Source organism: Niallia sp. RD1 (assembly GCF_024219955.1).
GTDB lineage: Bacteria > Bacillota > Bacilli > Bacillales > Cytobacillaceae > Niallia > Niallia alba.
The window spans coordinates 1,664,474-1,678,974 of sequence record NZ_CP100420.1; the positions used below are offsets into that span (position 1 = coordinate 1,664,474).

General features: G+C 36.0%; 12 protein-coding genes and 2 other annotated features (1 of these 14 cut by a window edge). Of the genes, 5 read left to right on the forward strand and 7 right to left on the reverse strand.

Going from position 1 to position 14,501, the window contains the following annotated elements:
- Window positions 1–200 (reverse strand) — a binding site (T-box leader); it reaches 50 nt to the left of the window's first position.
- A 190-nt stretch (window positions 201–390) separates the two neighbouring features.
- A complete protein-coding gene (locus NKG37_RS07925; protein WP_169187682.1) occupies window positions 391–819 on the forward strand; it encodes a DUF2871 domain-containing protein in 429 nt (142 codons plus the stop codon).
- Between the two features lie 76 nt (window positions 820–895).
- Here NKG37_RS07925 and shc read toward each other — a convergent pair whose 3' ends face one another.
- Window positions 896–2,788 (reverse strand): squalene--hopene cyclase, encoded by a 1,893-nt coding sequence (shc, locus tag NKG37_RS07930; protein WP_169187683.1) that lies wholly within the window; start codon window positions 2,786–2,788, stop codon window positions 896–898.
- Between the two features lie 141 nt (window positions 2,789–2,929).
- Window positions 2,930–3,150, forward strand: a binding site (T-box leader).
- Between the two features lie 117 nt (window positions 3,151–3,267).
- Between shc and aspS the strand changes: the two genes are divergently transcribed.
- Together aspS and NKG37_RS07940 are read left to right on the forward strand one after the other, a co-directional pair.
- The gene (gene aspS / locus NKG37_RS07935) at window positions 3,268–4,563 is read left to right on the forward strand and encodes an aspartate--tRNA(Asn) ligase (RefSeq protein ID WP_169187684.1); all 1,296 of its coding nucleotides are present in this window, start codon (window positions 3,268–3,270) and stop codon (window positions 4,561–4,563) included.
- A gap of 271 nt (window positions 4,564–4,834) precedes the next feature.
- Entirely contained in the window at window positions 4,835–5,719 is an 885-nt protein-coding gene (locus tag NKG37_RS07940; RefSeq protein WP_016201363.1) for an SMP-30/gluconolactonase/LRE family protein, read from the forward strand.
- A gap of 60 nt (window positions 5,720–5,779) precedes the next feature.
- Here the strand turns inward: NKG37_RS07940 and NKG37_RS07945 are convergent, their stop codons facing one another.
- Window positions 5,780–6,199, reverse strand: coding sequence for a universal stress protein (locus NKG37_RS07945; protein ID WP_101729090.1), 420 nt, complete (start codon window positions 6,197–6,199; stop codon window positions 5,780–5,782).
- A 22-nt stretch (window positions 6,200–6,221) separates the two neighbouring features.
- The gene (locus tag NKG37_RS07950; protein ID WP_016201361.1) at window positions 6,222–7,685 is read right to left on the reverse strand and encodes a SulP family inorganic anion transporter; all 1,464 of its coding nucleotides are present in this window, start codon (window positions 7,683–7,685) and stop codon (window positions 6,222–6,224) included.
- Window positions 7,686–7,829: 144 nt separating this feature from the next.
- Between NKG37_RS07950 and NKG37_RS07955 the strand changes: the two genes are divergently transcribed.
- The gene (locus NKG37_RS07955) at window positions 7,830–8,369 is read left to right on the forward strand and encodes a recombinase family protein (protein ID WP_016201360.1); all 540 of its coding nucleotides are present in this window, start codon (window positions 7,830–7,832) and stop codon (window positions 8,367–8,369) included.
- Between the two features lie 118 nt (window positions 8,370–8,487).
- Here NKG37_RS07955 and NKG37_RS07960 read toward each other — a convergent pair whose 3' ends face one another.
- From NKG37_RS07960 to NKG37_RS07975, 4 genes are all read right to left on the reverse strand, one after another.
- A complete protein-coding gene (locus NKG37_RS07960; RefSeq protein WP_254416050.1) occupies window positions 8,488–9,576 on the reverse strand; it encodes a helix-turn-helix domain-containing protein in 1,089 nt (362 codons plus the stop codon).
- Window positions 9,577–9,794: 218 nt separating this feature from the next.
- Window positions 9,795–11,150: a 6-phospho-alpha-glucosidase gene (locus tag NKG37_RS07965; RefSeq protein ID WP_169187687.1), complete on the reverse strand. Its 1,356-nt coding sequence runs from the start codon at window positions 11,148–11,150 to the stop codon at window positions 9,795–9,797.
- Between the two features lies 1 nt (window position 11,151).
- Entirely contained in the window at window positions 11,152–12,726 is a 1,575-nt protein-coding gene (locus tag NKG37_RS07970) for a PTS transporter subunit EIIC (protein ID WP_169187688.1), read from the reverse strand.
- A gap of 182 nt (window positions 12,727–12,908) precedes the next feature.
- Window positions 12,909–13,709: a MurR/RpiR family transcriptional regulator gene (locus NKG37_RS07975; RefSeq protein ID WP_016201356.1), complete on the reverse strand. Its 801-nt coding sequence runs from the start codon at window positions 13,707–13,709 to the stop codon at window positions 12,909–12,911.
- Window positions 13,710–13,872: 163 nt separating this feature from the next.
- On the opposite strand from NKG37_RS07975, the gene NKG37_RS07980 reads away from it, so the two are divergent.
- Window positions 13,873–14,391, forward strand: a complete 519-nt coding sequence (locus NKG37_RS07980) for a DUF3231 family protein (protein WP_254416051.1) — start codon at window positions 13,873–13,875, stop codon at window positions 14,389–14,391.
- Window positions 14,392–14,501 lie beyond the last annotated feature (110 nt).

The following is a 14,501-nucleotide window of genomic DNA, read 5'->3' on the forward strand; positions in this document are numbered from 1 at the left end:
TTGGCAAAAAAGCAAACAGCGCTTAGTCAACGTACTATCATACGTGTTCCTTTTAACGGTGGAAATCCGTCAAGACTTACTAACGGTTCAGCCTTGCATCTCAGAGATGATTTTTCCGGTTTGCTTTCCTTACTGGCTTTCACCATACCCAGCTCGCTAAAAGGGACACAAAACGTACTTTTTCTCTTCATTGATTTCTATGAATTGGAATGTTTTGTATAGGATAGCACTTTTAAATGGGAAGTTCAAGAGGCATATGCCTATATTTCATCATGAAAAAAAGCTTAATAAATAAGTGAAAATACAGCCACAAATCTGTCATAGTATCGAGACTGGGATTTTGTTAGAATGGTAGGTAGTGATTGAATAGGCTTGAAAGGGAGTAGAGACATGAAGAAAGTATTAAATATAGCCTTCTTTTATGCTATTTTAGGATTAGTTAGTGGTGTTTACTATAGAGAATTTACAAAAATGAGAGATTTTGCAGGGGAAACTCAGCTCTCCGTTGTTCATACCCACTCATTTGCCTTAGGAATGATGATTATGCTGATTGTCTATTTATTCTGTTATACGATGAAAATACATACGCTTAAAAATTTTGATGTGTTCTTTTATTTTTATAATATTGGTGTACTTTCAACGATTACATTAATGATTATTCGTGGGACACTGCAAGTGCTTGAATTTGATTTATCAGTTGGGGTAGACTCTGCTATTTCTGGAATTGCAGGCTTAGGCCATATTTCTGTTACGATTGGATTAGTGTTGTTTTTTCTTCTTTTGAGAAAAAATCATAGCGAAAATATTCGAACGAAGTAGAAAAGAGCTGTTTTTCCGAAGCCAATTCGTAGGAGTGTTGCTTCGGAAAAACAATCGATTTTATGGTAAAGCTTTGCTACCTTGTTTTTCTATCGCTTATATAATGGGAAAGAGCCAATAATGGAAAAATCTTATTATAGCTATGATAATAGATATAGAATTGATTTGGTAAACCAATTCCTGTAGGATAGGTAATTGCATCATCCTCTTGTTTTTTTTCTAGTATATAGCTTATTCCCCTTTTTACTTCTTTGCTTGCTCCTTCCCCTGCTGCAACTAATGCATCAACAGCCCAAGCCGTTTGTGATTCTGTGCTGAATGGGAGAGACACATAGGATAATTTTTCACAGCTTTGGCAAGATTCGCCCCATCCTCCATCTGATTGTTGAATTTTTTTCAACCAAGCTATAGCTTTCTTGATTGTTGGGTGATTTACATCCATACCAACAGCGGCTAAACCAGTAATTGCTGCCCATGTTCCGTAAATATAACAAACACCCCATCTGCCATACCAAGAACCATCTTTTTCCTGATGGTCGATTAGCCAGCTTTTGGCTCGCTTTATATGAGGATGCGTGTAGTCTAAATGCGCAAAGTTTCCCAAGTATTCTAGCACTCTTCCTGTCAAATCAGCAGTAGAAGGATCAATTGCTGCATCTTTTGCATTTTCAATTGGAACTAATTTAAGTATTTCCCAATCGGTATTTTTTTCAAAGGCTCCCCATCCTCCATCTCTGTTTTGCATGGAAAGTAAATAGTTTGTTCCTTTTTGCCAAGCCTGATGGACAGTTTGGTCTATTGCTGCTGGAGCTGTTATGGCTCGTAAAACTGCAGAGGTATCATCATTGTCTGGGTTATTTGTATTAATGTCAGAAAAGCCCCATCCACCAGGTTCTGTATGGGGGTTATGAACCTGCCAATCTCCTTTTTTTGTATGCTGTTTTGTCAGTAGATATTTCGTTGCTTTTCTTATCGGGGTAGTGTCAGTAGCCATTCCCGCTTGCTGTAACGTATAACTAATTAACCCTGTATCCCAAACGGTGCTGGTAGAATTCTCGAGGTGACTTTGTTCCCCTCTTTTATCAATGAGGGATGAGAGACCAGTAACTGCTTTTTGAATAACAGGAGAGTCCTTTTTATAGCCAAGCGCAAGTAGTGCATAAATCATAAAGAAAGTTGCGCTTGCATAACTGTAAAGCGTTCCATCTTCTTCTAGTCGATCTAACATGTACTTTTCTCCGTATTGAAAGCCTAGGTGATGGAGATAAGACGGGAATTTTCCTATTCGTTTCATCTCTTTCCATAGGAAGGTAATTGGAGAGCGCTCATCTTCTAAGTGAGCATAGGATGGATAAAGGGCTATATCTCTTGCAAATAAGTCATCTAGCTGTGGTTTTGTTTTAGCATCGATAGTGAATTTTTTATTCGCTGCTATTAACATTGGTATGAAATGAATACGAGCATAGGCACTAAACTGATAGAAATTAATAGGTTGAAAGGTGGGCAAAAGTAGAAATGTCATCGGAATATAGATCATATGGGACCATGGGTAAAGACCATTGACGGAAAGCATCCATTTTATCATAAAATGAGCTTTCGCTAATCCGCCATTTTTTACTATAAATGCTTTTGCTTTCTTCATTTGATTGTCGTTCTTCGAATAATGTCCAGAGTATAAAAGAGCAGTATACGCAATAATGGTTGCGGATAAATGCCCGTTAGGCTCATCACTATATGCTTTCCAATAGCCCTCTCTATGCTGAGTGGCACGCAGTGTCTTCGTTAAAAGGCGAATATTTTCTTCTTCTGTCTGGATGTCTAAAGCTCTTATGGTGATGATATAAAATGCATCTGTCATTAAGCTTCCCTGAAAACGAAAAGGAAAAGATCCATTTGCTTGCTGATGTTCGACAAGTTCTTTTACACGTCTTTGTTGTTCTGTTTTAACCGATTCGAGAAATGTATTCAATAAGCTCACCTCAAATTCAACATCGTATTAGTAAACTTTATGCAACTTAGGGAAAGTCATATTCAGAAATATTTATATTTTCTTTTTTTAGTGGTTGAAATTGGAAAGATAGAGGACTATAATAAAACATAATTTCATCGAGCGAACATGTAGATCAGAAGGAGTATCCTAAAAAACTTTTTCAAAAGAGAGCAGTCGGCAGCTGAAAAGATTGTGTTGAAGTCTTAGGAGAAGACATCTGTGAGTGTTACTTTGAACGTTGTATAACTAACTAGTAGAAGTAACCGGCCGTCACCGTTATGATACAAGTGGTTTTTTTAAAAGAACAATTTGGGTGGTACCGCGGATAATCCGTCCCTTTTATAGGGGCGGATTTTTGTTGTTTTTTTGCATAAATTTAAGGAGGTGAGTACCGTGGATGACGATGATGATAACGATATGAATCAAGAGAATTTACTAACTTTAGGAGGAACAACGATATGGAATTTTCAAAAAGGGTACTCATTTCTGAGTGTGAGCAACATATTGGTAAAGAAGTAATATTAAAGGGCTGGGTGAAGAAAATTCGCCAACTAGGAAAGGTTGGCTTCTTGTTATTGAGAGATCGTACTGGAACAGTACAATGTGTTTTAGAGCAGGAGCAAAATCAGTTGAAAATAGAAACAGAAAGTGTAGTTCGGGTGACTGGAGTTCTTGTAAAAACGGATAAAACAGCAAATGGAGTAGAACTGCAAGTAAACGAATTAATCGTACTAGCTGAAGCGGATCCTTTGCCATTTGAAATTAATAAGAAAAAAGTAAATGCAGGGTTAGACCACTTATTAAATCATCGAGTTTTATCATTAAGACACGAGCAAATAAATGCTATTTTTACAGTCCAATCCATGTTTGTAAAAGGTTTTGCAGAGTTCTTAACAAAGGAAGGGTTCACCCGGATTTTCACTCCTAAAATCGTTTCACAAGGAGCAGAAGGCGGGGCCAATGTTTTTACCTTTAACTACTTTGATAAAAATGCTTATTTAGCTCAATCTCCGCAATTTTATAAACAAATGATGGTTGGAGCGGGGTTTGAAAGAGTGTTTGAAATTGCTCCTGTATATAGAGCAGAAGAACATAATTCCTCTAGACATTTAAATGAATATACCTCGCTAGATGTCGAAATGGGCTTTATTGAAAACGTCGAGGAAGTAATGGAGATGGAAAAGCAGGTTCTTCAATATACTTTTGATTATGTGAAGGAGCATTGTCAGAAACAGTTAGACATACTAAAGGTTGAAATACCAGTGATTAACGATATTCCCCAAATGACATTAGCAGAGGCACAGCAACTATTAAAGAAGAAGTATCAAAAGGATTCCCCAGAAGGAGATTTAAATACAGAAGGGGAAAAGTGCATTGGAAACTATATAAAGGAAAAGTACGGAAGTGATTTTGTTTTTATAACCAACTATCCGAGAACAACTAGACCGATGTATACAATGCCAAATAAGGAGAATCCGGTGTTAACTGATTCATTTGACCTTTTATATAAAGGAAGTGAAATTACCTCAGGCGGACAGAGAATTCATCGACAAGCAGAGCTGATAGCATCTTTTAAAGAAAAGGGACTAAACCCAGATGAGTTTAAGGCATATATCGATTCTTTTGCATATGCAATTCCACCACATGGAGGGTTTGGAATTGGCTTAGAACGAATTATCATGAAGTTTCTAAACCTAGGAAATATTCGGGAAGCAAGCGCGTTTCCGAGAGATTGCGACAGGATTATTCCATAAAATGGTTATTTAAGTCTAGTACTCATAAATAAAAACTAGCCCCTTACTCGTAAATTCGTAGGTTAATTTGGAGAAATGTTTTCTAGAAAACATAACCAAAGCAGAGCTACATTACGAAAGGAGCTAGTTTTATTATAATATCCCGAATTTGATTGATTAAAACATAAAAACGAGCATATTTTTATAAAATTTTAATAATATGGGTTTCTTTTCTATCTAGAAAAGGTATAGGACAAGGAGATAGATTATACATAGTTGGAGGGGGAAACATATGATAGAGGATCTAGAATTAGTACTTGATGCAAAAGCTGTGCTTGGAGAAGGACCATGCTGGGATTTTAGAAACAATATTTTATATTGGGTAGATATTGAAGGAAAAAAAGTACATATGTATAACCATATTTCTGGTGAGCACAAACAGGTTCAACTAGAACGAGAAGTATCGGCTGTTATCCCTTGTATAACAAAAGATACAGAATTTATTGTTACATTAGATAATGGCTTTCATCTTTTAAATATAGAAACAGAGCAACTAAAGTTTATTGGCGATCCAGAGCGAGATTTAAAACAGAATCGTTTTAATGATGGGAAATGTGATGCTTATGGTCGTTTATGGGCAGGTACAATGTGCAGAGATGGAAAGACGAAAGATGCAGCACTATACTGTCTTGATAATGAGGGAAAATGGACGGAAAAAATAAGTCATTTGAGTATTTCGAACGGCATTGCATGGACTAGTGATAATGAATACTTATACCATATTGATACACCTGCTCAAACAGTAACACGTTATGAATATGATTTGGAAACAGGAAAATTAGGAAAAGCAAAGCAGATTATTGATTTTTCAGAGGAAGAAGGATTCCCAGATGGTATGACAATTGATAGCGAAGGAATGCTATGGATTGCTCATTACGGTGGAGGAAGAGTGTCTAGATGGAATCCAGAGAGTGGGGGGAAATTAAGTGAAATATGCTTGCCAGTGCCGAATGTGACGTCTTGTACATTTGGAGGGAAAAAACTAAATGAGTTATATATAACGACAGCGAGATCTGGTTTGGATGATGAAGAATTAAAAAAGTATCCACAATCAGGAGGGTTATATAAAATCAAGCTACATATTCAAGGAGTAAAAACGTATTTATATCAAAACTAATTCTCTTGGCTATAAAAAAAGAGCTAATCAAACAGGATAATCATTTGATTAGCTCTTTTTTTATTTAACAACTAAAACTGGACATTTTACGCTTTTGATTACTTTATGACTAACACTTCCCAATACCAGTTCTTGCAAGGAATTTAATCCGCGGCTGCCAATGACAAGTAAGTCAAAGCTCTTTTGATTTGCATACTCGACAATTGTAGGACCCGGCTCTCCATGAAGAAATAGTAGTTTATAAGTGATATTATTGGATTGTAAGTATTCTTCCATTGATAAGAATTTTTTCCGCCTAGTAAGTTCTAAATCAGCCTTCCCTTGAGCGTGCAATACATCATATTTCGATTGAGTGATATCTAGGACATGAACAACTGTAATTACAGCATTCTCCTGAAGGGAAGCTAATTTTACTGCTTCTGTTGTTGCTCTTAACGAGTTTTTTGAACCATCAATTGCTAAAAGAATAGTAGAATACATGATTTACGCCCCTTTTTCTGATTTAGTGATCAGATAGTTTCGCATTTTGTTTGGGAAATACAGCAAGTTTATCTACAATCTTTTTACTTGCAGAATCTAAGCCAGTAATGGTAACTGTATTTTGATTTTCCTTCAGCTTTAACGCAATTTTATCAATGGCACCGACTGCAGAATCATCCCATACATGAGAATTAGTAAAATTAATGGAAATTTGTTTGTTTTTAATCGTTGTATCAAATGCTTGAACAAAGCTATCAACAGAAGCAAAAAATAGTTGTCCTTCCACTGCATAGTTGTAGCCTTGCGACGTTTCCTGTTTATGCATTTTCACATGAGAAATCTTCGCAGCAAATAAGACAGCACTTAAAATAACCCCAGCAATTACCCCTATCGATAAATTATCGGTTGCGACAACAATTATCACGGTTACGAGCATAACGATTGCATCTCCTTTTGGAGCAGTAACTAAGTACTTGAAGGAAGACCAGTCAAAGGTGCCGATACACACCATAATCATGATGCCAACTAGGACTGGCATAGGAATCTGTACAACAAGGCTGCCTAATACCATAATTAAAAACATTAGAAAAACGCCTGCAACAAATGTAGAGAGTCTCCCTCTCCCACCTGATTTCACATTGATAACAGATTGACCAATCATCGCACAGCCAGCCATTCCGCCAAAGAATCCTGTAACAATATTAGCTATTCCCTGTCCCCTTGCTTCTCTGTTTTTATTACTGTCTGTATCTGTTGCATCATCAATGATAGAAGCAGTTAATAAGGATTCCAATAGACCAACAATCGATAAAGCCAGCGCATATGGGAAAATTATTGCTAACGTTTCAAAGGAAAACGGTACATTTGGAATAAAGAAAGATGGCAATGATTGCGTAATTTTTCCCAAATCACCAACAGTAGATACATTTACATTTCCAACAATAGCAACAGCGGTTAAAATAATAATAGCAATTAGCGGTGCTGGAATGACTTTTAAAAATCGCGGCAAGATATACACAATTAATAACGTGATGATTACAAATAAATAAGTAATGTTTGTTACGTTAATAAGATGTGGCACTTGAGCCATAAAAATTAAAATCGCTAAAGCATTAACAAATCCAATCATCACTGCTCTCGGGATAAACTTCATGAGCTTCGCAATTTTTAATACGCCGAAAAGAATCTGAATTATCCCTGTAAGGATTGTAGCAGCAAATAAATATTCTAATCCGTAATCTCTAACTAATGGCCCCATTAATAATGCCATTGCTCCTGTTGCTGCCGAAATCATACCAGGTCTTCCACCTGTAAACGAAATAACCACAGCCATAGTAAAGGAGGCATATAATCCGATCATCGGATCTACCCCGGCAATGATGGAAAATGCAATCGCCTCTGGTATTAATGCAAGAGCAACGACCATTCCTGATAAAATATCCCCACGGATATTTGAAAACCATTCTTTTTTTATTTTTTCAATCAATTGATTCACCTCAATATCTTTCTGCTTGATACAAAGAAGTCTACCATGTTTTTTCCCAAAAAGGAATATGTTTTGGGAAAGTTTTTACAAGGAGAGAATTTCTATCTATAATAATGAGAAGAGATAATGTTGGAGGCAATTAAGATGAAATATGGTTATATGCGACCTACCATTGCAGATAATAGCTGCGAGCAACAGTTAAAAATACTGAAACCTATATGTGAGCAAATGTATCAAGAAGAACATGATTCGGCAAAAAATAGATCCAAGCTATCCGAAGTAATAGCCTCTCTATTAAAGGGAGACAAAATTATTGTAGCCCAGTTATTTACAATTGCAGACTCGAGTAGGCATTTGATGGAGTTATTAGACATACTTGAAGACAAAGGTGCTTATTTGCAATCAATAAAGGAAGATATTGATACAGAAAGAAAAAAGGAATATTCATTGTCTGAAATGCTGTCTCATTTAATTGAATTCCAGAATGAGATTATTCGGGAAAGAACAAAAAAAGGCATGGAATACGCGAGACAGCATGGGAAAGCAAGTGGAAGACCGAGAAAAGCTGATGAAAATGTAAAAAAAGCAATGGAGATGTATCAGTCTAAAAAATATACATTAAAAGAAATAAAAGAAGAAACAGGAATTAGTAAATCTACATTATATAGGTATTTAGAGCATTAATGAGGGATTTCATTTTTAAAGAGTGGAAGGAAGAAGCAGGGTTTATCAAAGAAAAGAAAGCAAGAAATAAGTCGTTCATCCGAGGAATGAACGACCAAGTCGAAGTGAAACGAGTTTTTTATTTTGTCTTAAGTAACTGTTTTACGATTCTACCTAAAGAATTTTCCTCCATAAAAGGAGCTAGCTTTGCTAGTAATTGTGGGGATAGTTTATCAGCATCCATATTGGATAATAATTGATCAATAGCATCCTCTTCTAAAAAAGGAGCAAGTTCAATCAGCTGTTCCAATTCTATTTCTCCATTCACTGCTTTATCCACTAGTTCATTAAAGGAAGCTTCTCCTATAAAAGGAGCCATTTTTTGTATGAAAGACCATTCCCCCTTACTTGATGCGATTGAAACTAAGTGTTCAATCGTATCTTCTTCTAAAAAGGGAGCCAAACCAATTATATGTTCCTCATTAAACATGTCATCTATTCCTTGCAAGACAAGATTATTTAAAGCTGTATCACTAATAAAAGGAGCCATATTTGTGATGAACTTCCAAGTTAATTGCCCATTTTGCACTTTCCATATTAAGTTGTCTATATATTCTTCATCTAAAAAGGGGGCAAGCTGGACTAATTCTATAGGTTCAATCGATTCGCTAATGACTTGATTGGCGATTGAGTGTAAGGTGCTAGAAGATAAAAAAGGTGCAATTCGCTGAACAATCTTCCAATCTATTGTTTCTTTTGTTACTTGTATGACGATTTCATCTAATGCTTCTGTTGACAGAAAAGGAGCTAGATGAACAATTGTGTCTAGATTCCAAGCGGTTGCATCCATTTTTTCAGATACTTTACTTAGTTGACTAGTTTTAATAAGAGGGGCGATATCAATCAGCTCCTTTACGTCGGCAGCTCCTGAATTAATTAAATCAGCTACTTCCTCGGTTTGGTCGGCCGATAAATGCTCAACCATTTTCCCAATTTGCTTGGAAGGTTTTGGTTGTTTATTCCCAGCGCTCATTAAGAGATCAATAGAAACCTCCAATTCATTAGCAATAATGGGAATGGTCATAATATCAGGAAGGGATTCTCCTCTTTCCCATTTGGATACCGCTTGATGACTGATATTTAATTTATCTGCTAATTCAACCTGTGTTAGGTCTTTTTCTTTTCTCAATTTTGATATATATGCCCCAATTTTTCGTGAATCAACCATACTTGTCATCTCCTCTACTTTTCCAGTGCGCACTGTCTAATTCGATACTAGCATACTTGCCAAAACATGCCTATCAACGGTTAGTTGAATAGCTGAAAAATAGTGATTCTACTGGTGGTAGAATTGTTTTTGCATGATGGTTTTTAGTGGAAAGCAATGCAACATTAGAACATAAAAAATCCACAAAGAGTCTCAACTCCTTGTGGACTATTATAATCTTACACTAGTACGCCTTCTTTATATTCTTTTGTTAATGTTGGCCAGTATTCCTTATTTGCCTCAATTAAATCATCAAGAACTGCCTTTGCTACTTTTGCTGATGGTAAAGTTTTATTTAAAGTGAATGCCTGTAACGCTTTTTCATAAGAACCTTCCACAATTGCTTCCACTAAAATTTTCTCAGATGCTAATTGCTGGTCAATCATTGCTTTGTAAAAGTAAGGAATGTCTCCAACAAACTCAGGTTTAGGACCATCACTTGTAATAAGTGCCGGTACTTCAATCATTGCATCCGCAGGTAAGTTTGGAATTGTTCCGTTGTTTTCTACCATAACTAAATATCTTTTTCCTAAATTTTGTGCAAGGGATACTGTTACATCTACAATAAATGTTCCGTGTACGCCTACTGCAAAGGAATCTTCTAAAATGCCAGTCTCTTCATATTTCTTAACTGTTTCAAATAACGTTTTTTCACGGCCATCCATTACTTCATTTGCACGAGTATAATCTTTGTTTGAAGTTTCCACAATATAATCTGGGAACAGATAGTATTGTAAATATGGGTTTGGCAGATATTCTGGAAAATGATCCATAATTAGTTTGATATTCTTAAAGGTTTTAATCCAAGAAGAATCTGCATGGCGATAATCAATTTTGGAAATGTCTTCTGTTAGTAATCCATATTTATAGACATGTTCACGAATTTCAGGCAATTTTTCTTGACCCTCTACCTTAATGCTTGTAAACCAGCCAAAGTGGTTTAGACCGAAGTAGTCAACCTCTAGTTCTTCTCTTTCTACTCCAAGGATAGCTGCAATATTACGCATTGTTGCTACCGGCATATCACATATATTTAATACTCTTGAGTTTGGACGTAATTTACGAACACCTTCTGCTACAATAGATGCAGGATTTGAGTAGTTTACAATCCAAGCTGTTTCTTTTGCGTATTTTTCTACATAATCGATTAACTCGATCATTGGAAAAATGGTTCTAAGTCCATAAGCTAATCCACCTGGTCCACATGTTTCTTGTCCGACTACATGATGGGAAAGGGGAATTTTTTCATCCAGTTCACGCATTGCATATTTGCCAACTCTCATTTGTGCAAACACAAAGTCTACATCATCAAATGCTGTTTGTGGATCTGTTGTATCAATGACTTTAATTTTATCTGTATATTCTTCAATAACTGCTTTTGCTGCAACAACTACTTGTGATTGTCTTTCTCCATCAATATCATAGAAGCGAATTTCAGATAGAGGCAGGTCCTCTAAACGATCCATTAAGCTTCGAATAATTCCTGGTGTGTATGTGCTTCCTCCGCCTGCAACTGCTAATTTATATGTTTTCATATTAAATACCTCCTAATTGTTGGTCTACTTGGTCTCGAACAGATTTAACATTTAAACCATAGACGACTTGAACATTATTTCCTGATTTAATAATTCCTTTTGAACCTGTTTGTTTTAGTGTTTGTTCATCTACCACATTTGGATCTTTTAAAATTAAGCGTAATCTTGTATAACAATTATCTACATTTTCAATATTTGCTTTTCCGCCTAAGGCGTTGACAATAGTTGCTCCTAAAGCAGATGGTGAATCGCTTGGTGCGACACCAGAAGCAGCTGCTTCTGCTTTAGCTATTTTATTTGTTTCTGTTACTGCCGCATCTTCTTCTCTGCCTGGTGTTTTTAAATTCAACTTAAGAATTAAGAAGCGGAAAAGAATGAAGTAAATAGTTGCCATTAATAATCCTACTAAGATAAACATTGGCCAGTTAGACTTGGTTGTTCCAAGCGGTAAATTGTATAGTAGGAAGTCAATAAATCCATTTGCACCAATTGCATGTACGTTAAAGATACTTAAGAGCATCATCCCTACGCCTGAAAGAACCGCATGTATTACAAACAAGATTGGAGCTGTGAAAAGGAAAGCGAATTCTAATGGCTCTGTTACCCCTAGTAAAAAGGAGGTAAAGGCAGCTGGGAGAAGAATTGCTTTTGCGATCGATTTCTTCTTTTTATCTGCAGTCACGTACATTGCTAGTGCTGCACCCATCAGCCCAAACATTTTGCTTAAGCCACGCGCATCCCAGTTAACCGTACTGCTTAACGTTTTAATACCTGAGTCTGCCATTTCAGCAAAATAGATATTTCTTGCTCCATAAATAATTTCGTTTCCGATATGTGCAACTCCGCCTAATTCTGTATATAGGAATGGAGTATAGACTAAGTGATGAAGACCAGTTGGAATCAGAATTCTTTCTAAGAATCCATAAATAAGTAATCCGACTACCCCTAAATTTTTAATGCCGCTTGCAACTGCTGTAATACCATCTTGAACGAATGGCCAAAATTCTGCGGAAAGTGCGCCTAAAATCATTGCGCTAGGAATAGCTAAAATAGCAACGAAGCGATGTCCTGAATATATGGCCATAACTCCTTTGAATTCTGTGTCACAGTATTTATTGTGCAAAATACCAACTAGAGCACCTAGAAGAATTCCGGAGAATACTCCCATTTCCAGCACTTGGACATTTAATACCATTGCCTGCCCAGACAATTGCATTTGCTCCGGTGCTACTAAACGACCAGTTAGGTTTAGTACTTGATGCATAGCGTTTATAAAGATAACGAAGGTTACTAACCCAGTTAAGGCAGCGTATCCTTTATCTTTTTTAGCTAAGCCGATCGGGATACCAACAGCAAAGATTAAAGCTAGATTTTGCAGAATGGCTACAGCTGAGGAAGAAATAAACTTCCCTGTATTTTGGATAAGAGGATTTTCTAAAAACGGAATATATTGTGCTAAGTTTCCATTTCCGAAAACATTCCCAAATGCGATAAATAAACCGATAATCGGTAGAATGAGAATTGGTGCAAATAAAGATTTTCCAAAGAGCTGGAGACCATTTACAACCTTTTTCATCTATAAAACCTCCCTTTATGGTAAGCGTTGTCAAATGTTTTTAATAACCAAAGTATATAATTGAATATATCATTTTGAAAGGGGTTGCAAGCATTGTGTACTATGTCTTTCAATCCTGTAACATGTTACAAACCTTCGGCAAGGCAAAATAGAGGATGTTCTACGAGCATCCCCTTAATAGGTCAGTATTCTGTAATAATCCCTCTTTTAATGGCTACAAGTAACAGTAAATCAATGAGCATAAACATGTTGGATTCATAGGACGTTACTTCAAATTCTTGTTGGGACTCAATAGTCGGATCGAGGACAGTAAAAACAATATCAGAAATTTTAGCTGTTGAACTTTTACTATTTCCGGTAAAAAGGATTGTTTTAACGCCCTTGTCTTTTGCGATTTTCACTTTCTCTAGAACTTTAGCTGTTTCACCAGAACGTGAAAAGGCAATGAGTAATTTATATTTTTGAATATTATTGAGGAAAATGGCTCGACTATCGCTTGTTGTTGTATTGGAAACATAATAACCAAATAACTCTAGTTTTTTAGCGAAATAGCTAGAAAATACGGTGGAAAAGCCTGCACCATAAAAGTAAATCATTTTATTATCATTAATTTGTGTAAGAAATTGTTCAATGCTTGTCTCATCTAAGGAATCGATGGTGCGTTGATAATTTTGTTTAAAGGAAACCACCGATTCCACTAGTGGTTGGTGAATGCTGTCTACGTATTCAACTTCTTGATTAAGCATTTTAGTTACTTTCAAATTTAAGTTGTATATGAATTCGCTGTATCCACTAAATCCAAGCTTTTTACAAAGGCGGATAATGGTTGCAGTGGATACAAATAGATCATTTGCGGCTGCGCGGATGCTTAACGTCTCTCCTGCTAATTTCTTTTGGATGAGAAAATGGATGATATCTTTCTCCGACTCGGTTAGGTTTTTATCGTTCGCATAATCAAGAAAAAGCATATCTATATTTTTCAAGCTATCATCAGTCCTTGTTATTATTTTCGTCTAGTATGTATGCTCTTATTATAATGAATAAATAAGTACGACATTATGTTTTTCTAATATTCATTAGATAGCATAATATCAAAAAGGATGCCCATACTACTAAATACAATGTAAATTTTGGAGGTTTTACTTCGTGTCCCAATCAAATATAAAACTGACATCCTCAGAAATTGCTTCCCTGTGGACATCGTATTTAAATAATTGCATGTCCAAACAGGTTCTCACACATATGATTCAATATGTAAAGGACAGAGAAATTGCTGATGTTATTCGTTTTGCTTTTCGGTTTGCCCAAAAGCAAGGAAAGCGTTTTGAAACAGTTTTTCAAAAAGATGAATTTGCTATTCCACTTGGTTTCTCAGAAGCCGATGTTAATACGAAAGCGCCTGCTTTATTTACTGATTCTTTCTGTTTAGCATATATTAACCATATGGCGAAAGCTGGCCTACTGGCATACGGAGGATTTTTGGCTATGAGTACAAGGGAAGATTTGATAGCCTTCTTCCATCATGGATTACATTATACCTCAAAGTTATATCATTTAAGTACTTCCATTCTTGAAAAAAAAGGATTGCTCGTTTGCGCACCTTATACTTCCATTCCAAAGGAAATGGATTATATTGATACACTAGTGTTGCATAAATGTTGTTAGAATATTCAGTTTAAATATGTCCCCTGTTAAGAGCCAAAAAAGTAAATACCCAACTAAAGGTGGATCCATCCATTTGGAAATTTTTTTACAATTAGACTTAAGAGACGACG

Coding starts and splice junctions, on each gene's coding strand:
- NKG37_RS07925 (WP_169187682.1), top strand. CDS start 391: ATGAAGAAAGTATTAAATATAGCCTTCTTTTATGCTATTTTAGGATTA.
- aspS (WP_169187684.1), top strand. CDS start 3,268: ATGGAATTTTCAAAAAGGGTACTCATTTCTGAGTGTGAGCAACATATT.
- NKG37_RS07940 (WP_016201363.1), top strand. CDS start 4,835: ATGATAGAGGATCTAGAATTAGTACTTGATGCAAAAGCTGTGCTTGGA.
- NKG37_RS07945 (WP_101729090.1), bottom strand. CDS start 6,199: ATGTATTCTACTATTCTTTTAGCAATTGATGGTTCAAAAAACTCGTTA.
- NKG37_RS07955 (WP_016201360.1), top strand. CDS start 7,830: ATGAAATATGGTTATATGCGACCTACCATTGCAGATAATAGCTGCGAG.
- NKG37_RS07960 (WP_254416050.1), bottom strand. CDS start 9,576: ATGGTTGATTCACGAAAAATTGGGGCATATATATCAAAATTGAGAAAA.
- NKG37_RS07965 (WP_169187687.1), bottom strand. CDS start 11,150: ATGAAAACATATAAATTAGCAGTTGCAGGCGGAGGAAGCACATACACA.
- NKG37_RS07970 (WP_169187688.1), bottom strand. CDS start 12,726: ATGAAAAAGGTTGTAAATGGTCTCCAGCTCTTTGGAAAATCTTTATTT.